At 75.3% G+C, this 25398-nt stretch carries 15 protein-coding genes; 8 read left to right on the top strand and 7 right to left on the bottom strand.

Going from position 1 to position 25398, the window contains the following annotated elements; all coding sequences use genetic code 11:
* Nucleotides 1-28: 28 nt before the first annotated feature.
* From MF672_RS40305 to MF672_RS40290, 4 genes are read left to right on the top strand one after another with little or no spacing between them, the layout of a single operon-like run.
* Nucleotides 29-967: a metal ABC transporter substrate-binding protein gene (locus MF672_RS40305; RefSeq protein WP_242374882.1), complete on the top strand. Its 939-nt coding sequence runs from the start codon at nucleotides 29-31 to the stop codon at nucleotides 965-967.
* Nucleotides 964-1743, top strand: coding sequence for a metal ABC transporter ATP-binding protein (locus tag MF672_RS40300; RefSeq protein WP_242374881.1), 780 nt, complete (start codon nucleotides 964-966; stop codon nucleotides 1741-1743). Before MF672_RS40305 ends, MF672_RS40300 begins: the two co-directional genes overlap by 4 nt.
* The gene (locus tag MF672_RS40295; protein ID WP_242374896.1) at nucleotides 1743-2612 is read left to right on the top strand and encodes a metal ABC transporter permease; all 870 of its coding nucleotides are present in this window, start codon (nucleotides 1743-1745) and stop codon (nucleotides 2610-2612) included. Before MF672_RS40300 ends, MF672_RS40295 begins: the two co-directional genes overlap by 1 nt.
* On the top strand, nucleotides 2609-3001 hold the full coding sequence (locus tag MF672_RS40290; RefSeq protein ID WP_242374880.1) for a Fur family transcriptional regulator: 393 nt from the start codon (nucleotides 2609-2611) through the stop codon (nucleotides 2999-3001). The genes MF672_RS40295 and MF672_RS40290 overlap by 4 nt, the downstream gene beginning before the upstream one ends.
* Here the strand turns inward: MF672_RS40290 and MF672_RS40285 are convergent.
* Nucleotides 2938-3840, bottom strand: coding sequence for a DMT family transporter (locus tag MF672_RS40285; RefSeq protein ID WP_242374879.1), 903 nt, complete (start codon nucleotides 3838-3840; stop codon nucleotides 2938-2940). The genes MF672_RS40290 and MF672_RS40285 overlap by 64 nt on opposite strands.
* A 113-nt stretch (nucleotides 3841-3953) precedes the next feature.
* Here MF672_RS40285 and MF672_RS40280 point away from each other — a divergent pair, with 113 nt between their 5' ends.
* Nucleotides 3954-4481, top strand: coding sequence for a CGNR zinc finger domain-containing protein (locus MF672_RS40280; protein WP_308210656.1), 528 nt, complete (start codon nucleotides 3954-3956; stop codon nucleotides 4479-4481).
* Between the two features lie 68 nt (nucleotides 4482-4549).
* Here the strand turns inward: MF672_RS40280 and MF672_RS40275 are convergent, their stop codons facing one another.
* Nucleotides 4550-5092, bottom strand: a complete 543-nt coding sequence (locus MF672_RS40275; protein ID WP_242374877.1) for a GNAT family N-acetyltransferase — start codon at nucleotides 5090-5092, stop codon at nucleotides 4550-4552.
* A gap of 228 nt (nucleotides 5093-5320) precedes the next feature.
* Here MF672_RS40275 and MF672_RS40270 point away from each other — a divergent pair, with 228 nt between their 5' ends.
* Nucleotides 5321-6175: an LLM class flavin-dependent oxidoreductase gene (locus MF672_RS40270; protein ID WP_242374876.1), complete on the top strand. Its 855-nt coding sequence runs from the start codon at nucleotides 5321-5323 to the stop codon at nucleotides 6173-6175.
* 54 nt (nucleotides 6176-6229) lie between these two features.
* On the opposite strand, the gene MF672_RS40265 is transcribed toward MF672_RS40270, so the two are convergent.
* Nucleotides 6230-6967, bottom strand: a complete 738-nt coding sequence (locus tag MF672_RS40265; RefSeq protein WP_242374875.1) for a GbsR/MarR family transcriptional regulator — start codon at nucleotides 6965-6967, stop codon at nucleotides 6230-6232.
* Between the two features lie 226 nt (nucleotides 6968-7193).
* On the opposite strand from MF672_RS40265, the gene MF672_RS40260 reads away from it, so the two are divergent.
* Nucleotides 7194-8288: a serine hydrolase domain-containing protein gene (locus MF672_RS40260; RefSeq protein ID WP_242374874.1), complete on the top strand. Its 1095-nt coding sequence runs from the start codon at nucleotides 7194-7196 to the stop codon at nucleotides 8286-8288.
* An 8-nt stretch (nucleotides 8289-8296) separates the two neighbouring features.
* On the opposite strand, the gene MF672_RS40255 is transcribed toward MF672_RS40260, so the two are convergent.
* Together MF672_RS40255 and MF672_RS40250 are read right to left on the bottom strand one after the other, a co-directional pair.
* The gene (locus MF672_RS40255) at nucleotides 8297-8956 is read right to left on the bottom strand and encodes a hypothetical protein (protein WP_242374873.1); all 660 of its coding nucleotides are present in this window, start codon (nucleotides 8954-8956) and stop codon (nucleotides 8297-8299) included.
* Between the two features lie 67 nt (nucleotides 8957-9023).
* A complete protein-coding gene (locus MF672_RS40250; RefSeq protein ID WP_242374872.1) occupies nucleotides 9024-10061 on the bottom strand; it encodes a saccharopine dehydrogenase family protein in 1038 nt (345 codons plus the stop codon).
* Nucleotides 10062-10210: 149 nt separating this feature from the next.
* On the opposite strand from MF672_RS40250, the gene MF672_RS40245 reads away from it, so the two are divergent.
* Nucleotides 10211-11098 (top strand): AraC family transcriptional regulator, encoded by an 888-nt coding sequence (locus tag MF672_RS40245; protein WP_242374871.1) that lies wholly within the window; start codon nucleotides 10211-10213, stop codon nucleotides 11096-11098.
* Nucleotides 11099-11108: 10 nt separating this feature from the next.
* Here MF672_RS40245 and MF672_RS40240 read toward each other — a convergent pair whose 3' ends face one another.
* Nucleotides 11109-12089 carry a T3SS effector HopA1 family protein gene (locus tag MF672_RS40240; RefSeq protein WP_242374870.1) on the bottom strand — a complete coding sequence of 327 codons (981 nt, stop codon included), beginning with the start codon at nucleotides 12087-12089 and terminating at the stop codon, nucleotides 11109-11111.
* A gap of 11 nt (nucleotides 12090-12100) precedes the next feature.
* Nucleotides 12101-25300: a hemopexin repeat-containing protein gene (locus tag MF672_RS40235; protein WP_242374869.1), complete on the bottom strand. Its 13200-nt coding sequence runs from the start codon at nucleotides 25298-25300 to the stop codon at nucleotides 12101-12103.
* Between the last annotated feature and the right edge of the window lie 98 nt (nucleotides 25301-25398).

Here is a 25398-nt window from a genome sequence, read left to right as displayed (position 1 = left end):
GTTTTCATTTTGGCGCATACTGACTCCCATGATGTCAGGATTTTCCCGGCTGGGTGCGCTCGGTCTGCTGACCGCGGGCGCCCTGCTCAGCGCCACAGCCTGCAGCTCCGGCACCACCGAGGTCGCCCCCGCCGCCGACGGCAAGCCCGAGGTGGTCGCCGCCTTCTACCCGCTGCAATGGCTGACCGAGCAGGTCGGCGGATCCGACGTCCACGTGACCGGCCTCACCGCCCCCGGTGTCGAGCCGCACGACCTCGAACTGGGCCTCCAGCAGGTCAGCGACCTCCAGGACGCCGCGCTGACCGTCTACGTCAAGGGTGTCCAGCCCGCCGTGGACGACGCCGTCGACCAGGGCAAGAGCTTCGACGCGGCCACCGCCGTCACCACCATCCCCGCCGGTGAGCACGAGGGCGAGGGCGAGCACGGCCAGGAGGAGGAGCACGGCCACGAGGAGGTCGGCTACGACCCGCACCTCTGGCTCGACCCGTCCCGCATGGCCACCGTCGCCACCGAGCTCGGCGAGCGCCTGGCCGCCGCCGACGCCGCGCACGCCCAGGGATACAAGGACCGCGCCGCGCGCACCGCCGCCACCCTGACCGGCCTCGACCAGGAGTTCGGCAAGGGCCTCGGCATCTGCACGACGAGGACGCTGGTGACGGCGCACGAGGCGTTCGGCTACCTGGCCGACCGCTACAAGCTCAAGCAGGTCGGCATCACGCTCGACCCCGAGACCGAGCCCTCCCCCGCCCGCCTGTCGGAGGTGGCCAAGCTGGCCAAGGCCGAGCGCGTGACCACCATCTTCACCGAGGCCCTGGTCAGCCCGAAGGTCGCCGAGGTGCTGGCGAACGAGGTCGGCGCGAGGACCGCGGTGCTCGACCCGCTGGAGAGCAATCCCTCCGGCGACTACGTCTCCGCCATGCGCGATAACCTCAAAACACTTCAAACAGCACTGGGGTGTACGGCATGAGCGAAACGGCCTTCGCGATGACCGGCGGCCGGGTCGCCTACGACGGCAAGCCGGTCCTCCGCGGCATCGACCTCACCGTCTGCCCGGGTGAGGTCGTGGCCCTCCTGGGAGCCAACGGCTCGGGCAAGTCCACGCTGGTGCGCGCCCTGCTCGGGCTCACGCCGCTGTCCGGCGGCACCACCCTGATCTACGGCCGCCCGCCCGCGCGCTTCCGCGACTGGTGGCGCATCGGGTACGTGCCGCAGCGCCTCCAGGTCGGCGGCGGCGTGCCCGCCACCGTGCGCGAGGTCGTCGCCTCGGGCCGCATCGCCCGGCAGCGCCGGCTGCGCCGCACCAGCCCGGCCGACAAGGCGGCGGTGGCCGCGGCACTGGAGGCCGTCCGGCTGACCGGCCGGGCCGGCGACCCCGTCCAGTCGCTGTCGGGCGGCCAGCAGCAGCGGGTGCTCATCGCCCGCGCGCTGGCCGGCGAGCCGGACACGTACGTGATGGACGAGCCCACCGCCGGCGTCGACGCCGACACCCAGCACCTGCTCGCCGACACCCTGTCCGAGCTGGTGCTCGCCGGCAGGACGGTGGTGCTGGTCGCGCACGAGCTGGGCCCGCTGGAGCCGATCATCACCCGCGGCGTCGTCATCAGGGACGGCCGGGTCGCGCACGACGGCCGCCCGCCGCGTCCCGAGGGCGAGTGCGCGCGTCCCGGGCACGAGCACCAGCACCGGCACGCCGCCGAGCCGGTGGCCGGGCCGCTCACCGGGTGGCAGGGGGAACCGAGATGATCTTCGAACTGCTGCGGGAGCAGCTCTTCCAGCTCGCGCTCGTCGCGGCGCTGCTGGTGGGGCTGTGCGCGCCCGCCGTCGGGACGTTCATCGTGCAGCGCCGCCTCGCGCTGCTCGGCGACGGCATCGGGCACGTGGCGCTGACCGGCGTCGCGCTGGGCTTCCTCACCGGGACGGCGCCGGTGCTGACCGCCGTGATCGTGTCCGTCGTCGGGGCCGTGGCCATCGAGCTGGTCCGGGCGCGCGGGCGCACCAGCGGCGACGTGGCGCTGGCGCTGCTGTTCTACGGCGGCATCGCGGGCGGCGTCATGCTCATGGCCGTCGCGCCCGGCGGCAGCAACGCCAAGCTCAACTCCTACCTGTTCGGCGCCATCGCCAGCGTCACGCCGGCCGACATCTGGGTCATCGGCGCGCTGGCCGTCGCCGTGATCGCGGTCGTGCTGATCTTCGGCAGGGAGCTGTTCGTGCTCTGCCAGGACGAGGAGATGGCCCGCGCGAGCGGCCTGCCCGTCCGCTTCCTCAGCCTGCTGATCGCGGTCACCGCCGCGCTGACCGTCGTCATCGCCATGCGGGTGGTCGGGCTGCTGCTGGTCAGCGCGCTGATGGTGATCCCGGTGGCGACCAGCCAGCAGCTCACGCGCGGCTTCCGGGCCACGATGGCGACGGCCATGGTGTTCGGGGTGCTCGCCTCGGTGGGCGGGCTGCTCGCCTCCACCGTCTCCGTCAAGGTGCCGCCGGGCGCCGCGATCGTGCTCATCGCTCTCGCCGGCTTCGTCCTGGCCCTCGCTGTCGGTAAATTCGTACGGCGAGGCCGGAGCGACGAGGAGTCGAGAGTGGGTCCAACCATGCGCGTCGAGGAGGTCACATGACGACGAGACGCGACGCCGTGCACGACACCCTGCGCAGGAGCGAAGGGTTCCGCAGCGCCCAGGACGTCTACGCGGAGATGCGCCTGCACGGCGCCAAGATCGGCCTGACCACCGTCTACCGGGCGCTCCAGGCGCTGGCCGACAACGGTCAGGTCGACGTGCTGCGCACCGACGACGGCGAGTCCGTCTACCGGGCCTGCGCCAGCGACGTCCACCACCACCACCTGGTGTGCCGCAAGTGCGGGCGCACCGTCGAGGTCGCCGGTCCGGCGGTCGAGCGCTGGGCCGAGGCCGTGGGCAGCGAGCACGGCTTCACCGAGATCACTCACACCGTCGAGGTGTTCGGCACCTGCGCGTCCTGCTCGCCGTCCGGGTCCGGCGCCGGCTGAGGGGCGCGGCGCGAGCCGTACAGGACCCCCAGCACGATCACCGCGCAGCCGGCGAGCTGCCACGGCGAGGGCCGCTCGCCGAGCGCCGCCGCCGACAGCGCCACCGTGGTCAGGGGCTGCACCAGCAGCAGCAACGCGGTCAGCGCGGCCGGCTGGCGCGGCAGCGAGAACGTGATGAGCGACCACCCCAGCACCTGCGGCCCGAGCGCGAGCAGCAGCAGCCAGCCGTGCGCCGGCCAGGCCGGCGCCAGGTCCGCGCCGCCGAACAGGGGGCTGAGCGCCGCGATCGCCACGGCGGCGACGGCGGTCGCGTGCGCGAGCGGGCCGGCCGCCCGGTCCGAGCCGGCCTTCATGAGCAGCAGGAACGCCGCGTACGAGACGGACGTGGCCGCCCCCGCGAGCACGCCCATGACCGGGTCGCTGCCGTACGCCGCGCTGTCGAACACCCCGGAGATCAGCACCACGCCGCCGAACACCACCGGCGTCGCCACCATGAGCCGCCCCGACGGCCGCTCGCCGAAGACCGCCCAGGCGGCGAACGCCACCAGGAACACCTGGAGGTTGCCGAGCACCGTGGCGAGACCGGCGCCGACGTAGGCGATGGCGTGGTGCCAGAACAGCAGGTCGAAGGCGAACGTCAGGCCGGCCGCCCAGGCGAGCAGGGTCGTCCTGCGCGGCAGCGGGCCGAGCCGGCGGCGTTCCAGCCAGGCCAGCGCCAGCATGGGCGGGACGGCGTACACGCAGCGGAACAACGCCGACGTCGCCGGCGATACACCGGAGAGGCGCACGAGCGGCGCGGAGGTGGAGATGACGAGCGCGCCGGCGATCGCGATGATCACGATACGGCGGTGTGCGCTCACGGAAACCCCCGCACGTGCTCGTAGGAGATACAGTGCGACCACGCTAGAACCCGGCGCGGACAGGAGTCAACATGCCGTTTGGCCATGACATGGTGCATGCATTGGCCACCGTTGTCGAGCTGGTCAACACCTCGCCCTCCACGGGAGGCGACGAGGGCCTGGCCGGCCTCACCGACCTGGAGGCGCTGGTCGAGTCGCGCGAGGTGAGCGGGGTCGGCAAGCTCACGGCCCGCGACCTCGGCCAGGTCCGCATGGTGCGCGAGGCCTTCCACCGCGTCTTCACCGCCCCCGACCAGGCGACGGCCGTGCGCACGCTGAACGCCCTGCTCGCCGAGACCCGCATCACGCCGCGCCTGACCGAGCACGACGGCCACCCGCTGCACGTCCACTACTTCGCCGCCGACTCCTCCCTCGCCGAGCACCTGGCCGCCGACTGCGGCGTGGCCCTCGCGCACCTGCTGGTCGAGGGCGAGGGCGAACGCCTCCGCACCTGCTCCGCCCCCGACTGCTCGCGCGTCTTCGTCGACGAGTCGCGGAACCGGTCGCGGGTGTACTGCGACAGCCGGACGTGCGGCAACCGCATGCACGTGGCCGCCTACCGCGCCCGCCGCCGCGCCTGACCCCAAGTGGGCCCCGGCGGGGGCCTGCCGGCCGTCACCGCCGGCCGCCTTGCCGCGCCATGCCGGCTCTAGCCCGCCGTGACCGGCTTCCAGTCCTCGACGAGCAGCCCGAGCAGCACCTCGTCCAGGAACTCCCCCATCACCCAGCTGGAGCGGCGCAGCACGCCCTCGCGGACGAAGCCGTTGCGTTCGGCGGAGCGCAGCATCGCGGCGTTGTCCGCCAGCGTCTCGATCTGCAGCCGGTGCAGGCCGCGCACGACGAAGCCGTAGTGGCACAGCACCGCGACCACGTCCGTGCCGTAGCCCTTGCCGCGGCAGGACGGCAGCAGCCCCAGCCCGATGTGCGCGCACCGGTTGTGCATGTCGATGCCCCACAGCGTCGCGGTGCCGACCAGCGTGCCGCCGTCCAGCTCCACCACGGAGAAGGGGACGCTGCGCTGCTCGGTGTCGTCCACCACGAGCCGCGGGTCCTTCGCGCCGGGCGTGATCGGCCGCCACGGGCCGGACTCGGCCCGCGCGGAGTTGACCACGTCGTCGTACAGCTCGGCCCGCAGGATCGGGATGTCCTCGTCGTGCCGGGCCCTGAGCCCGACCTTGTTACCTTTCAGCACCCAAGATTCCTACCGGCCCGGACCGGCATCGGCAAACCAATTAGCCGTATTCGTCCTGACCGGTGCTGGAACGCCACACGAACGTCCGGTGCGTTAGGGTGGGAGGACTCTGATCGGGAGCTCCCAGAAGTGCGCCGCAGAACGGGAGTCCTGTCTCCGGCCGGAACGGGCCGGTGGTCCCTGAGGGGCGGCATCGGTTTCGCATGCCCTTCTCAGGAGGTTCCTTCCATGAACGTCGGTATCGGCCTGCCCATCAGCGACCCCCCGGCCCTGCTCGACTGGGCCCGCCGCGCTGATGCCGGGCCCTTCTCCACGCTCGGTCTCCTCGACCGGCTGGTCTACGGCAACCCCGAGCCGCTCGTCGCGCTGGCCGCCGTCGCCGGGGCCACCACGCGGGTGCGGGTGCAGACGGAGGTGCTGCTCGCGCCGCTGCGTGAGCCGGTGCTGCTGGCCAAGCAGGCCGCCACGCTGGACCGGATGTCCGGCGGGCGGTTCGTGCTCGGGCTCGGCGTCGGCGGGCGCGCGGACGACCACCAGGTCACCGGCGTCGAGCTGCGCACCCGCGGGCGGCGGCTGGACGAGCAGATGGCGGTCATGCGCCGGGTGTGGTCCGGCGAGCCGTACGGGGACGGCGTGGGGCCCGTCGGCCCGGCGCCGGCCCGGCCCGGCGGCCCCGAGGTGTTGTTCGGCGGTTTCCAGCCGGCCGCGCTGGCGCGCATCGCCCGCTGGGGTGACGGGTTCCTGGCCGCGGCCGCCCCGTCGTGGGCCGGCCCGCTCATCGACACCGTCCGCCGCTTCTGGCGGGAGGCCGGGCGCGACGGCGCGCCGCGCATCGTCGCGCAGGTCAATGTGGCGCTCGGCGGTGCGGACGTCGTCGCGGACGCCCGGGCGGCCATGGGCGCGTACTACGCGTTCACCGGGCGGGCCGAGCAACTGGTCGGCCAGATGCTGACCACGCCCGGCGGCATCCGGGAGGCCGTCGCCCGCTTCGCCGACCTCGGCGCGGACGAGGTGATGCTCTACTGCTACGGACGCGACCCGGGCCAGGTGGACCGCCTCGCCGACGTCGTCGCCGGGCTGTAGCGACGCCACGCCTTCGAGGCCCGCGGGCCGCCGCCCCCAGGAGGGGGTGGCGGCTCAGCGGGGCCCGGGCTCGCCGGCCCGCGGGACGGCGCGGGTGTGCAGGACCTCGCGGGCCTGCTCGGCGGCGCGGACCAGGTGCTCGGTGACGAAGTCCATGAACCGGGCGATGTTCTCCAGGCGGGTGCCGGCCGGCGTGCCGGGGCCGAGGACGGCGGCGCCCTGCCGCGCCGTCCGGACGAGCCGGTCGTTGGCCCGCGCGCTGGACACGATCGACTGGTACCAGAGCTCGTCGTCCACGGCGTAGCGTTCGCGGCGGCGCTGGTCGCGCTCGCGGCGGATGAGGTTCTGGCTCTCCAGGAACGTGATCGACTTGCTGATGGTGGCCGGGCTGACCTGGAGGCGGGCGGCGAGCTCGGCGGCGGTGGCGCTGCCGGTGTCGGTGGTGTAGAGGCAGCCCAGCACCCGGGCCATCATCTTCGGCAGGCCGGAGGCCATGAGGACGGTGGTGAACAGCTCCTCGTACTCGCGCACGGCCTCGGGGTCGCGGCCGTGCGGCTGCGGGGGCGTGCGCGGGTCGCGGGGGGCGGGCCGGCGCTGGCGGGTGCGGCGTTCGGTGGCGCGGTGGGCGAGGTCGGCGCGGTAGCCGGTGGGGCCGCCGTTGCGCATCACCTCGCGGGTGACGGTGGAGGTGGGACGGCCGAGGCGGCGGGCGATCTCGGCGTAGGCGAGGCCGTCGGCCAGCCCCAGCGCGATCTGCTGGCGGTCGTGCTGGGTGAGCCTGCCTCCGGGCATCGCGATCTCCTCCGTGGTCCGTGACGATGCCCGCACCTTAGCGTTCACCCACAGCCCATTGCAACAGCGCGTCGGCGTTGCGTTGCGTTACCTCGCATCCTTCCGCAACGATTTCGTTCCGATGAGCTGGTATAACGCGTCATGCACGCAACGATTGCGTTGCCTAAAATAGGAAAGCAACGTAGCGTTTCCGTTGTCGGAAACGAGTTTGAGGAGAGTGCCCGCCATGACCACCACCAACGACCGCCCCGAGCTGCGTAAGGCCGTTCAGGAGTTCGTCGACGCCGGGTTCCTCGGCGTGCAGCTCCGCGTGCACGACGAGCACGGCGCCTGGACCGGCGTCGCCGGAGTGAGCGAACGGGGCGGCACGACCCCGCCACCCGACGGCGGCCTGTTCCGGGTCGGCAGCGTCACCAAGGCGTTCGTCGCCACCGTGGTCCTGCGGCTCGTCGCCGAGGGCCGCCTCGGCCTGGACGACCCGGCCGCCGGTCACCTGCCCGGCTTCGAGCTGGACCCGCGCATCACTGTCCGGATGTTGCTGCAGCACACCAGCGGCGTGTTCAACCACACCGGCGAGTACTACGAGGACGGCACCGTCGTCCCCGGCATCCCCTGGTCGGGCCAGGAGTGGGTGGAGAACCGCTTCGTCACCTACCGGCCCGAGGACCTGGTCCGGCTAGCCCTGGCCAAGCCCGCCCGCTTCGCGCCGGGCACGGACTGGAGCTACTCCAACACCAACTACGTCCTGGCCCGGCTGCTGATCGAGAGCGTCACCGGCGCCACCTTCGCCGACGAGCTGCGGCGCCTCGTGCTCGCCCCGCTCGGCATGACGCACACCCACGCGCCCGGCACCGACACCGACATCCCCGGCCCGCACGCCCACGCCTACTACCGCTACCAGGACGCCGCCGGCCAGGAGCACGTCGTGGACGTCTCCCGGCAGAACCCGTCCTGGATCTCCGCCGGCGGCGACATGATCTCCACGACCGCCGACCTGCGGACCTTCGTCTCCGCCCTGATGGGCGGCCGGCTCCTGCCGGCCCCGCTGCTGGCCGAGATGCGCAGCCCGCACCCCAAGGCCGGCTACGGCCTGGGCCTGTTCGCCCAGGACACCCCCAACGGCACCATCTACCACCACAACGGTGGCAACGCCGGCTCCGCCGCCCTCATGTACAGCACCCCCGACGGCGCCACCACGCTGACCGCCTCGCTCACCTACGTGGACGACGCCGCCATGTCCCTGGCGCGGCAGTTCCAGGAGTCCCTGGCACGCCTGGTCGGCGAGGTGTTCGGCGGCGGCGCGGGCCCGGCGGGCTCCTGACGCGCGGGTCAGGAGAGGCCGGCGCGGCGCAGCGCCGGGGCCAGGTCCGCGAGGGTCAGGTCCGGGTTGAGGGCGCGGACGACGTCCTCGGTGAGCGGGGCGAGGGCGAACACGTGCCGGACCGCCGCGAGCGGCACCGGGTGCTCCCAGTGGTCGGCGGCCCACTTCTGGTACGCCTCCGCCGGGTCCGGGGCGGTGAGCAGCGCGAACAGGTCGTCGGCGCCGTCCGCGCCGGGGCCGCCGCCGGCGGGGAGGGCGATCTCGCCGTGCCGCCAGCGGTCGTCCCCGTGCGTCCGCCACAGGCACACGGTCACGCTGGGGACGCCCTCGAAGTGGAAGGCCGGCTCGGTGACCTGGTCGCGGAAGACCTCGGGGACGTCGTCCAGCACGCCGGGCCACACCCGCCGCTCCGGCCCGGCCCACGGGCTGAGCGGCGACTCGTGGGCGAAGCCGCGCACGTACGCGCCGGCGGGGGTGAAGGCGATGGAGTACTCGTCGCCGGAGCCGTTGTCCCACAGCGCCATCTCGGTGTCCGGGCCCCAGGAGGCGTCGTGGTCGTGGCACGGCCAGTCGGGGCCGAGGACGGCGTCCAGCAGGGCCATGGCGCGGCAGCGGTCGCGGAGGACGGGGACGGCAGGGAGCTGCCGGGCGACGTCGTGGACGCTCATCCCCCCATCTAAGCCGACAATCCGGATCCGGGAGTGTCGGGCAGGTTTCCGCCGCGGTTCCGGAGGCTCAGGGCTCCTGCGTCACCTGCCACGTGACGTCGTGGGCCGCGGCCAGGTGGGACAGGAAGGCGGCCGGGTCGAAGGCCTGCGCGGGGGTGAGCACGCCGGGGCGGGCCCCGTCCGCGACCAGGCGGCGGGCGCCCTCGACGGCGATCACCGCCGTCATCCCGTACGCGTCCAGCCCCGACACCCAGCCGCGCGCCCGCCGCCCGTCGGGGGCGGTGGCCTCGGCCAGCATCAGCCAGCGCGCCGCGAGGCGCGCGGCCGGGTCGGGAACCTCGGGCACCGAGTCCACGACGTCCGCCGTCAGGGCGCCGAACAGGGCGGCGACGTCGGCGCGGATGGCGCTCCGCACCCGGCCGGCGCGCACGTGCCGCGGGATCGTCACGACGCCGGGCAGCGCGAAGGCCGTCACCGGCGTCTCGCCGTCCTCCCCCGGCACCGCCATCGTGCCCGCGTCGCCGGGGACGGCCGGCCGCCAGGCGCCGCCGGCGTACTCCAGGGCCCCCTCGGCGAACACCGACGCCATCGACCGGGCGGTGCCGCGCGAGACCGCGCCCGGCCGCCGCAGGTCGGCGATGAGCAGGTCGGCCACCTCAGGCCCGGCCCGCTCGGCCGTCAGGTGCGCGATCAGGTCGCCGAGGCCGCCGTCGTCGGCCATGGCCGGCACCACGCTCACCCCGGCCCGCTCGGCGGCCAGGCCGAACTCCTCCAGCACCCGCTTCAGGTACCCCTGCTCGCCGGTGGTGTCCAGGTAGTGCACCCCGGCCGCGAGCGCGGCCCTGATCACCGGCGTGCCCAGCAGCGTGAACGGCCCCGCGCAGTTGACCACGGCGGCGCAGTCCCGCAGCGCGTCCGCGAGCGCGCCGGGCTCGTCCAGCCCGGCCACCCGGAGCTCGGCGTCCTGCGCCCCCGCCTCCGCGGCGGCCTTGCGCAGCCGGCCCGCGTCGCGCCCGACCAGCACCGGCGTGAACCCGCGCCGCCGGACCTCGGCGACCGTCAGCCGCCCGGTGAACCCGCTCGCCCCGTGCACAGCGATCTTCATCTCGTGGACCTCCTCCAGATGCGTCGCCGCTCACGCTAGGAGGCGGCCGGGCGGGCTCCCATGTCCCAGGCTCCGGCGGTCATGTCCGATCGTCCGGGCCGCGCGGAAACGGGCGGGGACGGGCGGGAGGCGGGGTTAGCGTGGTGGTCATGGACGTGCTCAGCGACGCCCTCGCCGCCATGCGCACCGGCCGCCCGCACGCCTCGCGCACCGTGGTCCGCGCCCCCTGGGGCGTGCGCTTCCGGCCGCAGCAGGGCGCCGGGTTCCACGTGGTCCTGCGGGGCGAATGCCACCTGCTGCCGGCGCGGGGCGAGCCGGTCGCGCTGCGCGCCGGGGACGTCGTGTTCCTGCCCCGCGAGCTGGGCCACGGCCTGGCCGACACGCCGGCGACGCCGCCGGCCGAGTCGCTGACCCAGGGCGGCGGCGGGCCGGTGACGGAGCTGCTGTGCGGGGCGTACCGGCTCGACCAGTCGCGGCTGCACCCGCTGCTGACCGAGCTGCCCGACGTCATGCTCATCCCGGCCGGCGACGACCACCCCGCGCTGCGCGGCGCGATCGCGCTGCTCGCCGGCGAGCTGGGCGGCTCCCCCGGGCCCGGCGCGGACGCGGCCGCCGGGGCGCTCCTCGACGTCCTGCTCCTCTACCTCCTGCGCGCCTGGTACGAGAGCCGCCCCGCCGGCGAGGACACCGGCTGGGCGGCGGCCCTCCGCGACCCGCGGATCATGGAGGCGCTGCGCGCCGTGCACGCCCGCCCGGCCCGCCCGTGGACGGTCCAGTCGCTGGCGGCCGTGGCCGGGCTGTCGCGGGCCGCGTTCGCGCAGCGGTTCACCGCGACCGTGGGCGCGCCGCCGCTGGCGTACCTGACGTGGTGGCGGATGACGACGGCGGCGCGGCTGCTGCGCGAGTCGGACCTGCCGCTCCGCTCGGTGGCCGAGCGCAGCGGGTACGCCTCGGAGTTCGCCTTCGCCAAGGCGTTCAAGCGCGAGTTCGGCACCGCGCCGGGACGCTACCGCAGCGGGCTGGAGGCGGCGGGCTGACCCGCCGCGCTCACAGGTGGCGGTGCGGGGCCCGCGGGTCCACGCCCGCCTTCTGGAAGGCGTCCTCCACCAGGACGGCGAACGCGTTCTCGTCCGTCACCGCCGGGTTGTCCTCGATGACCTTGGCGATGATGTCCCTGCGGCTCTCGGTGAAGCTGCCCTGGACGTTCTTCAGGTAGTACTTCGGCTCCTGCGCCCAGGCGAGGCCGGGAGCGAGGATCGCGTAGAAGGCGCTGACCTTCGGGTCGCGGTCCGTCTCCGGCACCGCCTTCTTGAGCGCGCCGGTGATCTGGTCGCCCACGGTGTCGGGCCCGTTCCCCGGGGGGCGCTGGTAGTAGACGACGAGCTTGTCGTACTTGACCTTCTGGTTGGGGTCGGGCGTGGCGGACAGGTACACCTTGAACGAGCGGAAGTAGGGGTCCAGCGACCGGTCCGTGAACAGGGCGGCGAGCGCGTGGGACGCCGCCAGCGCGGCCCGCTGGTCCTTGACGTTGACGATGATGCGGCGGGCGGTGGCCTGCCGGTCGGCCTTGCTCCCGGTGTAGTGCTCGCTGATCACGTGGAAGTAGTCGCCCTTGGCCAGCGCGACGTCGTTGGTGACCGAGCTGTCCTGGGCTTGAACCGTGTAGTCCTTGCCCACCTTCCCCTGGTTGACGAGCGTGTCGAACTCCCCCTTCGTGACGGCCTGGGTGAGATAGCCGGGGCCGCCCTTGCCCATGAAGCTGTAGAGCCGCCGTTTCACCCTGCCGGTGCTGATGGTGCGCCGCCTGCCGTCGCTGTGGTAGAAGGCGGCGAAGGCGGTGTTGAGCACGTCCTGGTCGGCCTGCTTGAAGGAGGCGCGGCGGGCGGGCGGCGGGGCGAGCGCCACCACGGCCGGCGGGGCCGACCGTTTCGACTTGGTGATCGGCGCCGGGGGCGGGTGCACGCCGGGCGGCTTCGGCGACCGTTTCCTGGTCTTCTTGCGGGAGTTGTTCTGGCCGCGCGCGGGCATGCCGCCTCCTCCTACGGTACGGCGGCCCGGTAGGCGATCACCAGGCCGAGATCGGACAGGGCGGCCTTGCCGGCCGCGACGTCGCCGTCCAGGACGAGCCGCAGGCCGGGGCCGCCGACGACGGGCAGCGTGACGGGGACGAGCCGGCCCGGGTCGAGCGCGAGCCGCCGGTCGCCCCCGACGAGGAAGCGGGCCGCGACGCCGGGCGGGTCGTAGAGGGCGGCGAGGCCGGTGATCTGCCGGCCGCTGAGGCCGGGCAGCATCGCGGCCGTCAGCGGCAGGGTCAGCTCGGCGGCGCCGTCGTCGCCGGTGAACGCCTCCCACAGGTCGGGGAAGACGTCCGCCACGTCGAGGTGGCGGGCCGCCGGGTACGGCTTCAGCATCCCCCTGACCGCGCCGGCGAAGGCGTCCCCGCCCTGGATGGCCTCGTACTTGACGGTGATCACCACGTCGCGCAGCGCGGGCGCGGAGCGGGCCGACAACGCCAGCCGCCAGCGCGAGACCGCCCCCGACCCCTCGAACGGCAGATACCTCTCGTCGTCCAGGCGCAGCTCGAACAGGCCGTTGTTGTCGCGGTACTCCTCCAGGTCGGACAGCGCGATCTGCTGCCCGCCCCGCCAGTCGGCGCGCAGCGAGGACGGCGGCGCGCCCTTCGGGTCGAGCAGGAACCGCACGGCCCTCGGGTCGGGCTCCAGCACGGTCTTGCCGTCGAGCTGGGTGAGCGTGGCGTAGTGGCCCACCGGCCCGTCGGCGGTCAGGAAGGCCACCGACAGGGTGCGCAGCCGCCGCCGGTAGTGGCCGGGGAAGTCGCGGTCGAACAACGCCTCGGTGAAGGCGAACTCGCACGTCCCGGTGTCCCTGAGGGTGAGCAGGGCGAGCGGGTCGAGGCCGAGCAGCGACACCTTCTTCACGATCTCCAGGCCGCGCCGGTCGCTCTCGGCGTACGCCTTGCCGAGGCGTTCCAGGTCGAGCGCCAGCGCCTCGCCCGCAAGCAGGCCCTGGTGCCCGCCGTCGGTGTACGACGGCCGGATGAAGGCGGTCAGGTCGCCCCGCTCGTACTGGTAGGCGCGCTCGGCGGACCTGGCCAGCTCCCAGGCCAGGGTGGCGGCCTGGGCGTACACGCCGGTCAGCCGGCCCGCCATCCACTGGTAGAGCTGGGCGCTGCCGAACTTGTCCTTGAGGAACCTGCCGATCTCCTCGGCGTTGGCCGTCTCCTGCTGGAGCACCCGCAGGTCCTGCTGGGCGGCGGCGAGCTGCTGCCGCGCGGCGGCGAGCTGGTGGTCCAGCTGCTCGGCGTCGCTCCTGGCGAGGGCGAGCTGGAGCGTCCACTCCTGGACGGTGCGCTCGAAGTCGGAGCGCAGCGCCAGCGCCTCGCCGAGCGTGCTGAGCCCTTCGCCGACCAGGTTGGTGACGTCGGCGCCCTTGTCGAGCGAGGACCCGACCTGCTTGCCGCCGAACTCGGTCCCGGCGATGAACGGCCCGATCAGCGCCTGCGGCAGCCCGAGCGCGATGGCCGAGCCGATCTTCAGCCCGCTGGCGGTGAAGTGCGCGGTCGCGCTCAGCCCGAGCAGCTCCAGGCGGGCGAGCTGGAGCGGCGACATGCCGTCGGTCAGCAGCATGTCGTAGTGCTGCACCCGCTGCTCGGCGCCCTGGCGGGCGGCCTGGAGCTCGCGCACGCCCTCGGCGGCCGCCTGGACCTGCGCCTCCTTGACGGCGCGGGTGAGCTGGAGCACGCCGCTCTCCTGCCGGTTCTGCAGCAGGGCGAGCTGTTCGGCGTCGCGCCGCTCCAGCACCGACAGCAGGTCGGAGCCCAGGCGGCGCACCTGGTCCACGACGTCCTGCGCCTTCCTGAACAGGTAGCCGAAGCGGTAGTGCGGCACCGGCGCGGCCTGCGCGGCGGCGACCTGCGCGGCGGGCAGCCCCGCCGCCGTCCCGGCCACCAGCGCGGCCACGTCGGCGGGCGGCTCGAACAGCGGCACCGGCCGGCCCACGCCCATGATGTCCAGCGACTGCCTGATCTTGCGCAGCCGGTCCTCGACGCGGTCCCAGTAGCCGGCGAACACCTCGTTGCCGGGGACGTGGAAGTAGGGGTCGGCGACGCCCCGGTGGACCTCGCCGGGGCCCTGGAGCAGCAGGCCGTCCCTGGTCAGCTCGGCCCGCTCGGCGTCGAGCCCGGCGCCGTCCACGGCGAGGCCCGCGTAGCCGGTGGCCGGAGGCAGGGCGCGCGGCCCGATCCGCCCGGGACGCGGGCCGAGCAGGTCCTGGGCGAGGACGTAGAGCAGCCTGGCCTCGTCGACGCTCTCGGCGGTGAACCGGCGGAACAGCGTGTCCCCCCAGTCGAGCAGGTTGTCCACGTACGCCATGACGACGGCCCGCCGGTAGGCGAGCGGCCGCAGCGCGGCGATGGCGTGCGGGTCGAACGGGTCCTCCAGGTACGCCTCCAGCAGCCGCCGCCGGTCCCCCGCCAGCGCGTGCTGGCGGCCCAGCCGGGCGACCAGCTCGACCAGCTCGCCCAGCCCGGCCCGCAGGGCGGCGTCGCCGCCGGCCTCGGCGAGGGCCTGGCGGACCGCGGCGAGGCCGGTGCTCTCGTAGCCGGCGAGCACGGCCTCGTCCTCGCCGGACAGCTCTTCCAGGCCGCGGAAGGCGGGCACGAGCCGGTCCAGCGTGGCGAGCACCGGCGCGAGCGCGGCGGCCAGGGCGGCGCCGCCGTCGCCGAGCCGGTCCAGGGCGGCGCGGATCGCCCCGGCGAGCGCGGCCACGTCCATGGCGAGGAACGGCAGGAAGCGCCAGTAGCGGGCGGCCTGGGTGGGGTCGAAGACGTAGTCGTGCCAGCGGCGGGCGTCCTCGTGGCGCTGGGCGGCGTTGAGCGCCTGGGCGATGAGCATCGGCGCGTGGAAGAAGATCTCCCAGTAGTAGCCGCCGTTGGCGCTCTGGAAGTCCAGGTGGGAGCTGTCGGGCAGGCCGGCGTGGGCGACGGCGTCACGCACCCGGATGACGGTCGCCGACGACTCGCCGGTGCCGAAGGCGGGCAGCTCGTCGCTCTCCTGCGTCTCCGGGGACAGCAGCGCGGGCACGCCGCCGACCAGCAGCGCCCGGTTGAGCCGGTAGGCGGTGCTGGAGGTGAGGCGGACCACCTGGTGCGGCAGGCCGGCGTACTCGTAGGGGCGCTGCGCCTGCCGGTCGCCGGCGTCGCGGGCGTACTTGACGTAGGTGTCGCCGAGGAACAGGTAGAGGTCGCCGCCGTCGAGCGCCGCGGTGCGGCGGCCGGCGAAGCCGTCGGGCAGGCCCGCCCAGTTCCCGGCGACCGGGGCGAGGTCGAGCGGGCCGGGCCCGGGCTCGGGGGCGGGGCCGAAGGCGGCGTAGTCCGCGCCGCGGAAGGCGTAGCGGACCTCGTTGCGGACGATCACGGCGTCGATCGGGCCGGACAGCGGCGCGGGGTAGCCGTCGTCGGCGACGTCCGGCACGGCCGATCCGTCGAGGGTGTAGCGGACGATCCGGGCGCCGCTGGTCAGGTACAGCGCGCCGGCGGCGACGTAGGCGGCGTCCACCGCGCCGAGCGCGCCCTCGCGGACCAGGCCGAGGGCGCGGATCGGGCCGGAGCCGCCGGGCCCGGACCAGGTGCCGGCCGCGGTGTCGAAGAAGCAGGCGCCGTCGCCGGCCGGGAACGGCGCGCGCACCGGCCCGGACTGCGGCAGCCCCTCCTTGTTGCCGGCCAGCGGCTTGGGGTAGCCGGGGTCGGGGCCGGCGTCGCCGCTGACGCGCAGGTAGGAGTCGCCGGTGAACACGTACAGGCGTCTCTTCAGCACGAGCAGGGCGTCGATCGCCGTGTCGTCGGGCAGGCCCCAGCCGGGCGGCCCCGGCCGGTCGAGGGCGGGCGAGCGGACGGTGCCGTGCTCGCGGGAGTGGAAGATCTCGGTGCCGTCGGGCGCGGTGCAGGCGGCGTCGACGCGGTCCCAGCGGGGCAGGTTCTCCGCGTTGCCGGCGAGCGGCCGGGGGTAGCCGGCGTCCAGCTCGCCGAACGGCGGGCCGGTGTAGCGGTAGTAGAGCGGCCCGGCGAACAGGTACGTGTGGTCCTGGCGGACCAGCGCCGCGTCCACCTGCCCGCCGCGGTACAGCGGCGTGCCGGCCAGGCCCCAGCGGGAGGCGGTGTCGGCCCAGGCGGCGTCGGCGGCCCGCTGACCGGGGGCGACGACGAGGTAGCGGCCCCGGTCGTCGAAGAAGCAGCGGGTGCCGTCGGGCAGCTCGGCGGCGGCCGTGACGCGGGCGACCGGCAGGTTGTCGGGGTTGCCGCGCAGCGGCAGCTCGGGCGCGGCGGCGTCGGCGGGCAGGACGGGGCGGCACAGGAAGCTGCCGCCCTTGTGGTCCACGCTGATCCAGGGGCCGTCCTGGCTGTCGGCGGGCATGTTGAGCCGGACCACGGCGGCGTCGGGGACGAGACCGGCGTCGGGCTCGGCGAAGATCCGGTCCAGGCGGGCGGCGCGCGGCGGCGGGGGCACGTCGTCGGCGCGGACGGCGTACAGCTCGGGGGTGAGCGTGATGCCGGAGTGGACGGGCCGCGGCCGTCCGTCGGGCGGGTGCACGGTGTAGGAGCAGGTGACGAGGATCGCGTCGTGCCGTCCCGGCGGGCCGCCGGGGACCGTCCGCGTGGCCTGCACGTACAGCCGCACGTCGGAGACGGGGGCGGCGGCGCGCTCGTCCAGCGGGAGGAGCTGGGCGGGCACCCACGCGCCGTCGAGGTTGCGGAAGGAGTAGTAGATCTTGACGCGGTAGGTGAGCGGCGGCGCGGAGACGCGCTGGCCCGCGCCCTCGGGGCGGGTGGTGATGGTGGTGCTCGACGTCCGCTCGGGGGGCACGGTGTCCAGCACGGTCCAGAACACGAAGATCCGGCCGAACGCGTGCACCGGGTCCACCAGGTCGGCGTCGATCTGCACGTCCACCTTCGACCAGGGCTCCCAGGTCGCGGACAGGCGGCCGTCGTCGCGGAAGGCGGCCATCCGGTGGTAGTAGCGGCGCGGCTCGGTGCGGGTGCGGCCGAACAGGACGAGCTTGCGGGCGCCGGCGGGCGCGCCGTCCTCGCGGTAGACGTAGCCGCCGGCGATGGCCAGGCGGGAGACCTCGGTGTACTCGTCGAGGTAGCGCTTGTAGGCGCGCTGGGCGGCCTCCTCGGTGATCTCACCCTGGAGCAGGTCGTTCTCCAGGGCGCGGAAGGCGGGCGTCCTACCCGGGCGGAGCTCCGGCCGGACGTAGTTCTCCGGGTAGAGGAAGACCTTCCTGTTGGCCTCCCACAGCCGGTAGTCGCGCAGCCACGCCCACCAGGCGCGCACCCGCCGCCGGGTCTCCTCGCCGTCCCCGCCGTCCCCGCCGTCCCCGCCGTTCTCGCCGGGCGGGTCCGGCCGCTCCAGGCCGAGCAGGTAGCGGTGCAGGTGGAGCTGGACGGCGGCGACGGCCTCGCGGACCGGCGAGGTGCGGGCGGCGGCGCCGGTCCCGACGTCGAGGAGCAGGCGGTCGTACAGGTCGCGCGCGTCCTGCGGCCCGCCAGGGTCGGCGGGGCCGCCGCGCACGGCGAGCACGGCGGGCACGAGGGCGTCGCGCCGCCGCAGGTTCAGCTCGTCGCCGAGGCGCGCGGCGAGCGCGGGCCAGTCGCCGGGGTGGGCGCGGCGCAGCAGCTCGTACAGGGCGTCGGCGGCGGCCGCCGGCGAGCCGTCCGGCCCGTACGCGGGCGCCCACACCCGGTCGTGCAGCATGGACGGCGCGGCGGCCAGCCGGTCGGCGGCCGCGAACACCTCGGCCAGGCGCAGCACGAACTCGATCTCGAAGCGCTCCTCCTCGTCCGTGACCGGGGTGAGCAGGCCGCCGTGGCGGCGGGCCCAGCGCACCTCGCCCGCGTCCCAGCCGAACAGCTCCGACAGCGTCGCGTACGGGTCGGGCACCTCGCGCGCGCCGGTCAGCAGGAACGCGGCCAGCCCCGGCCGGGCCCTCGCCAGCTCGGCGAAGCGCGCGATGGTGTGCACGTCGGCCAGCCGGTAGTCGGCGCTCGCCGCCCAGCGGTCGCGGAAGGGCCGGGGGAAGGTGCGGTCCGGGCGGGCGTAGGAGGCGTCCGGGTAGCGCACGTACTGGTCGCCCTTGAGCAGGTACGTCGCCCCTTCGAAGACGAAGGCGGCGTCCGGGCCCGCCGCGAAGCCGGGCGGCAGCCCGCCGAAGCCGGCCGTGACCGCGCGCGGGCAGCCCTCCTCGGCGCGGAGCGGGTCGCCGGGCGGGTAGCGGACGTACTGGCCGCCCTTGAAGGCGTACAGCTCGCCGGTGGGCGCGACGAAGGCGGCGTCCAGGTCGGAGCCGCCCGCGTCGGCGAAGGCGTTGCGCACCCGTCCCCAGACGCCGGCGATCGGACCCGGTCCCGGTTGGCCGCCGCCGAGGTGGAGGGGGCCGCTGAACAGGTGGATCTCGCCGCTGGGGGCGCGGAAGGCGGCGTCCAGGCCGTACCCGAACGGGGCGGGCAGCTCGGGCAGGCCCAGCTCGGCGGGCAGCGCGGCGGCGATCTCGCGCGGGTGGCCGTCGTCGCAGTGCTCCTGGCCGGGGGTGGAGTAGCGGAGGTACTGGTCGCCGGAGAACAGGTAGGTGCGCCCGTCCGCGACCAGGGCGGCGTCCACCCGCCGCCGCTCGGCGAGCGCGTTGCGGACCCGGCCGAGCCGGGCCAGCTCGTACGTGGCCGTCAGCTCGCGCGAGACCGCGTGGCAGGCGTCGCCGGTGAACAGGTAGGCGGTGCGGTCGTCGCAGAGCACCGCGTCCAGCGCCCGCGCCTGGCCGGCCTCCAGCCGCCCGGCGACCTCCTCGTCGAACGACTCCGGCAGGTTCACGAACGCCGGCTCCCGCCGCAGCCCGCCGACGATCCGCTTCGGGTAGCCCTCGTCCACGTAGCGGTAGTCGGGGCCGCTGTAGCGGACGTAGCGGTCGCCGGAGAACAGGTACGTCGTCCCGCCGCGCACCACCACGGCCGCGTCCACGCGGGCGGCGCCGGCGTCGGGCGCGAACGGGTTCGGGGTGTGTCCCCACCGCTCGCGGATCGGGGCGAACGGGGACAGCACACGGTCGGGGTCGAACCGGGCGTACCGGTCGGCGAGGAAGAAGTAGGTCGTGCCGTCGGCGGCCGTGAACGCGGTGCGCAGCCCCGTGCCGAGGCCGCGCCAGATCCGGTCGAGCGGGCGCGGCGGCGACCAGCGGCCGGTGGCCTCGTCGTAGGGCACCGCCTGCGCGTCGTACAGCAGCAGCGTCGTGCCCTGCTCCGCCAGCACGGCGCGCGGCGGCCCGGTCAGCCCGTACTCCTCGGGGACCTGCCAGAAGCCGGGGCCGGCGACCCGGGGCTCGCCGGGGTCGGCGTAGTGGTCGCCGTCGAGGACGAGGTGGCGCAGGGAGCCGTCCGGGGCGGGCGGCTCGAACAGGTAGGTGCGGCCGTCGCGGACGTAGGCGAGGGTGACGGCGGTCAGGCCGCCCCAGTCGGGCGCGATCGGGCGCGGGTCGCCGTCGGCGGGGCCGTCGGCGTTCGTGTAGGTGACGTACTGGTCGCCGGAGAACAGGTAGGTGCGCCCGTCCCGGCCAACGAACGCCGCATCCACCTTGTTGTCTTGATAAATCGTGTTACGCGGTCTGCCCCACTCCTCGGCCAGCGGGTACTCCGCCGCGAGCCGCGTGTCGTAGCAGGACGCCCCCTTGAACAGGTACGTCGTGCCGTCCGTGCCCGGCAGCACGGCGTCCAGCCCGCTCCGGTAGGCGTCGGGCACCTCGCGCAGCACGCGCGGCAGGTAGGGGGCCTCGGCCGCCTGGACGCCCTCCAGCGCCGAGCGCCGCGCCCAGCCGCTCTCCCGCTCGACCACCGGCCGGCCGTCCTCGCTGAACGCGCACCGCACCGGGCCGAGGTCCGCGTAGCGGCGGTACGCCTCCTGCGAGACCGCGTGCCAGCGCCCGCCCCGGAACAGGTACGCCGTGCGCCGGTCGGCGTAGGCGGCGTCCACCCCGTCCAGGGGGACGTCCAGCGCGCCCAGGCCGGGCTCGTGCCGCAGCTCGGACAGGGCGCGCGGGTAGCCGTCCTCGACGTGGGCGTAGTCCTGCCCGGTGTAGCGGACGTACTGGTCGCCGGAGAACAGGTACGTGCGCCCGTCCGCGACCAGGGCGGCGTCCACGGTCCCCGTACGGGCCAGGTTGGACGGCACCCGTCCCCAGTGAGCGGGGACCGAGGCGGGATGGCCGTCGTCCACCCGGGTGAGGTCGCCGCCGGAGTAACGCACGTAACGGTCGCCGGAGAAGACGTAGGTGCGGCCGTCCACCCCGGTGAAGGCCGCGTCCACCCGGGCGAAGGGCAGGCTCGCCCAGCCCTCGCGCAGCGTCCGGGGCTCCGACCACCAGCGCAGCCGGTTGTCGTGCGCCACGAACCGCTCGCCCGAGAACAGGTAGGTGCGCCCGTCCGCGCCGGTGAACACCGCGTCCACCGGCCCGAACTCCAGCCCGTCCGGCAGGTTCCACCAGTTGCCGGACAGCGGCTTCGGGTAGCCGTCGTCCGGGCGGGTGTAGTCCCTGGTGGAGTAGCGCACGTAGAAGGGGCCGTCGGCGCGGGCCCGCAGGCCCGCCGCGTCGCGCCGCAGCACGACGACGACGTCCTCCAGCGTCGTCACCCGCCACTCCCCCTCCTCCGCCGGCTCGACGGCCGACGCGGTCAGGCCGTGGTCGGCGAGCCGCCGCCGCAGCGCCGGCGACGGCCGCCCGGCCTCCTCGCCGACGTCCTCCTCCGGCGGCAGCTCGAACAGCAGGCCGCCCTGGCCGAACAGGTACGTGCCGCCGTCCATGACGAACGCCGCGTCCACCCGGTCCAGGCCGCCCCAGTCGCCCGCGATCGAGCGCGGGTAGCCGAGGTCGGCGTAGGTGTAGTCGCCGCCGGAGTAGCGGACGTACCGGTCGCCGGCGAAGACGTACGTGCGGCCGTCGAGCCCGGCGAAGGCCGCGTCCACGCCGCCGTCGAACAGCGGGCGCACCAGCCCCCAGCGCTCGGCCACGGGCACCGGCTGCTCCGGCGTCCCGCCGGTCAGCGCCACCGTCAGGCCGTTCCTGAACAGGTGCGTCACGCCGTCGGCGGCGGTGAAGGCGGCGTCGAGGTCGCGCTCGAACCCGGCGGGCAGGCCCGGGAAGCGGCTTGTGACCAGCCTCGGGTGGCCCGCGTCCGCGCGCAGGCCGGGGTCCTCCAGCGCGCCCGAGCAGGCCACGACCTGGTCGCCGGCGAACAGCAGGCACGACGGGCCGTCGGCGCAGGCCGCGTCCACGCGGGCCGCCCCGTCGAAGGCATTCCGCACCCGGCCCCAGCGCTCGCCGATCGGCCGGGCGGCGTCGAGAGGCCGGGCGGCGTCAAGGGCCCGGTCGGCGTCAGGGGGCCGGTCGGCGCCGCCCGTGGCGAGCCAGCGCTCGCCCGCGAACACGTGCGTGCCGCCGTCGGGTGCCTGGAAGGCGGCGTCCACGCCGGCGCGGAAGGCCGGGGGCAGCACGCCCCCGCGGTCCTCCCACCACTCGGCGACCGGCCGGGGATACCCCTCGTCGGCGTGGTCGTAGCCGGGCCCGGAGTAACGCACGTACTGGTCGCCGCGGAACAGGTAGACCCGGCCGTCGGCGTCGGCGAAGGCGGCGTCCACGCGGGAGGCGTCGTCGAAGGCGTTGCGGACCGCGCCCCACACCTGCTCGCGCGCGGCCCAGCGCAGCTCGCCGGGCGGCCGGGTGAAGGCGTGCGAGCGGCCGTCCCCGCCCCTGCCGACGATCCACTCGGTGCCGTCGGGCAGCGCGAAGGCGGCGTCCACCCGGGTGAAGCCGGCGAAGTGCGGCGACAGGGCGGCGAGCGGCACCGGGCGGGAGCCGGCCGGCTCGTAGGTGCCGGCCGCGTAGGTCCAGCAGAACGCGCCCGCGAAGGCGTGGATGAGGCCGTCGCGGCCGGCGAGCAGCGCGTCGAAGCGCTCCACGCCGGGCGGCGCGGCCAGCGGCTCGGGGAACTTGCCCGCGAGGTCCTGGTCCTGGAAGGCCACGCCGGTACCGGTGGCGTCCAGGCCCAGCTTGGCGGCCAGCAGCGCGAAGCGGCGCACCCGGCGCAGGGCGGCCCGCAGGTGCGGGTCGGCGGGGACGGCCCGCAGCCCGCCGTCGTCCGCCGCCTCCAGGAGGGGCCCGGCCAGGACGTCCAGCGCCTGGTCGGGGCCGCCGGTCACCCCTTCGGCGATCGCGCCCGCCGTGGCGGCGGGCACGCCCAGCGCGTCGCCGAGCGCCTCGGCGAGCGCGGCGCGCTGGGCGGCGGCCAGCTCGGCCAGCCGGTCGCCGATCTCGGCGAGCGCCGCCGTCAGCTCCACGGCCGCCGCGCGGAGCAGGTCGAACAGCTCCTCGCCGTAGTCCTCCAGGCCCGGCAGGCGGTAGCCGGGCGCGTTGCCGGGGTCGGCGAAGTAGGCCAGGCGGTCGAGCGGCACCGCGAGCGCGGGGGTCAGGTCGCCGCGGCTCGTCAGCATGGCCACCAGGCCGTCGCGTTCGTCCGGGGTGAAGCCGAGCGCGGCGAGGGCGCGCGGGTCCAGCCGGTACGGCCGCTGGTCGGCCAGCACCTCGGCCACCCGGGCGACGATCACGGCGCGCTCGGCGGGGGTGAACCACGGGCCGAGGTCCACGCCGTCAGCGCCGTCTGTGGCGTCCGCGCCGTCAGCGCCGTCTGCGCCGTCTGTGGCCTCGCCCTTCGAACCGCCCGCCCGGCCGGCCGCGGGTCCGTCGAACAGGGTCTCGTCGGCCACCCGGCCCTCGCGCAGGTATCCGGCGAGCGCGTCGAGCACCCGCCCGGCCATCGCCTCGTCGGCCGCCTCGGCGAAGTCGGCGGGGGTGACGGCGTACAGGCCGCGGCGGAAGGCGGCGACCTGCCCGCGCATCGCCTCCAGGATCTCCCGCCGATGCGGGTAGAACTCCACGGCCAGCCCGAACGCGTCCGGCTCCAGCGCCTCCAGCGCCGCCTTGTCCGCGTACGTCCCGTCCTGGGCGAGGTAGCCGTTGAAGCGCAGGCTCTCGGCGAGCCGGCCCAGCCGCGCCTCGCCGAGCCGCAGGCCGTCGAAGATCGCCGGGTCGAGCTCCAGGGGCTCCGCGCGGTAACGCGCGATCCGGTCGCGCAGCACGGCCAGCGCGGCGGGGGTGACGTCGGCGAGGTCGGCGTCCACCTGGAAGCCGGCCAGGTTGTCGTGGTCGGCGAAGAACTCCGGCCGCCGCAGCGTGCCGTCCGGGTCGAGGTAGCCGTTGAAGACCAGGTTGTCGTACAGCTCGGCCCGCCGCCCCTCGTCCAGGTCGGCCAGCGCGCCCAGGTCGGACGGGTACAGCACGGCCTCGCCGTTGATCAGCGTGCCGATCAGCTTGAACAGCGGCTCCCGCACGGCCGCGTAACCGCCGCCGCCCAGGTCGTCCCGCAGCCGGCCGGGGTCGAGCAGCCCGTCCCGCACGACGCCGCGCCTGACCAGCGCGCCGTGGACCTTCGCGGCCAGCCGCTCCTCCAGGCCGAGCCCCAGGAAGTCCTCCTGGACGAGCACGCCGAGGTCGGTCACCGCGTCGTAGGCGGCGGCCCGCACCCGCGTCTCCTCCAGCCGCAGCAGCCGGGGCTCGCGGGGCGAGACCACGCCGTCGTCGTAGGCGGTGAGCACGTCGTGCAGCACCGCGGCGGCCCGCGCCCCGAACCGGCCCGAGCGCAGCGACTCCGGCGTCAGCGCGACCGGCGCGAGCCTGGCCGGCACGCCGGACACCACGGGGAGCAGGTCGGCGTCGTCCGGCCCGCTCCCCAGCAGCGCCGCCAGGTCGCCCGTCGTGAACCCGGCCCCCTGCATCCAGGCCGCCACCGCCGACAACGTCTGCACCAGCCAGAGGCTCGCCGCGGGGTCGCCCGCCTCCAGGACGCGGTAGCAGTCGGCGGTCTCCGCGCCCGCGCCGCCGAGCACGCCGAAGGTGCCGTAGCGGCGCAGCGACGGGTCGTGCTCCAGTGCCTCCACCAGGTCGAACAGCTCCCCCACGGGCAGGCCGAGCAGTCCGGCCAGCCGGCCGGCCCGCCACAGCAGCGCGAGGGCGGGCGTGCCGAGGCCGCCCCGGTCGAACGGGCTCGGCTCCAGCGCGTCGTAGCGCCGCCGGTAGCGGGTGACGATCTCGGCCAGCTCGGCCGGCGTCAGGCCGAGCGCCCTGGCCAGGGCCGCGCGGTAGTCGCCCTGGTGGGGGGCGAGCACGTCGCCGGACGGCTCCGGCAGCAGGTCCAGGCCGTCGGGACGGAGCGGCGCGACCAGGCGGCACACCTCGGCCAGGGTCAGGCCGTGCTCGTCGCGCAGCCGCACGGCGACCGCGAGGGCGCGCAGGGCGGCCGCGTCGAGGCGGCCGCCCGCGCACGCCGTCACCACCAGGTCCAGGTCGGGCAGGGGCAGGCCGGTCCGCAGCGCCAGGCGGACCAGCCGGGCGGCCCGGTCGTACCACTCCGGCGGGACCGGCCGCGTCCCGTCGCCGAGCACGAGCCGCCGCTCGTCCGGCGCGACGGCGACCGGCTCTCCCTGGTGCACGAACAATCCGGCCGCCGGGCGGAGGCCGTCGCCGAGGAGCAGCGCGCGAAGGCCCGCCGCGTCCAGGCCGGTGGCCGCGAGGAAGCGGGGCACGTCCTGGAGCGCGTCCAGCGGCTCGCCGGGGGCCAGCCCGTACGCCTCGCGCAGCCCGGCCTCGTCCGCGACCGGCGTCACGATCAGCCCGGCGTCGGCCGCGGTGAGCCCGAGCCGTTCCCTGGCCGCCACGTCGTCGTCCACCGGCTCGGCGAACAGCCGGTACAGCTCCTCCGGAGCCACCCCCGCCTCACTCAGGTAGCGGCGGAAGCGGGCGTCGTGCAGCGAGAACGGCAGCCCGAACGGATGCCGCAGCCCCCGCAGCGTCCCGTCCGGGTCCTCGCCGAGCAGCCGCTCCAGCGCCCCGTTGACCACGTCCAGGTACGGGACCTCGGTGAAGGTGTGGTCCCCGTCGAGCACCACGTCCCGCAGGTCGGGACGCCGCTCCAGCAGCGCCGGCCCGAGCCCCGCGGCCTCCGCCAGCCGCAGCAGCTCCACCAGGTACGCCGCGGGCGACAGGACCGACCTGCCCGCGTCGCCCTCCCCCGCGTCCACGTCGCCGAACAACCGCCGGTGATCTGGCAAGCCCTCGTCGCTGCGCACGACCGCCCCCTCCTGAGCCGATCCACGCATGCTGCGCCGGAAGAGGCGGAAGCGATAGGTGTCCAAAGGGTGACACCTTGCCACACGGGAGCGCCTGA

The organism is Actinomadura luzonensis, from assembly GCF_022664455.2.
GTDB classification, from domain to species: domain Bacteria; phylum Actinomycetota; class Actinomycetes; order Streptosporangiales; family Streptosporangiaceae; genus Nonomuraea; species Nonomuraea luzonensis.
This window is presented reverse-complemented; position numbering and strand designations above follow the sequence as displayed.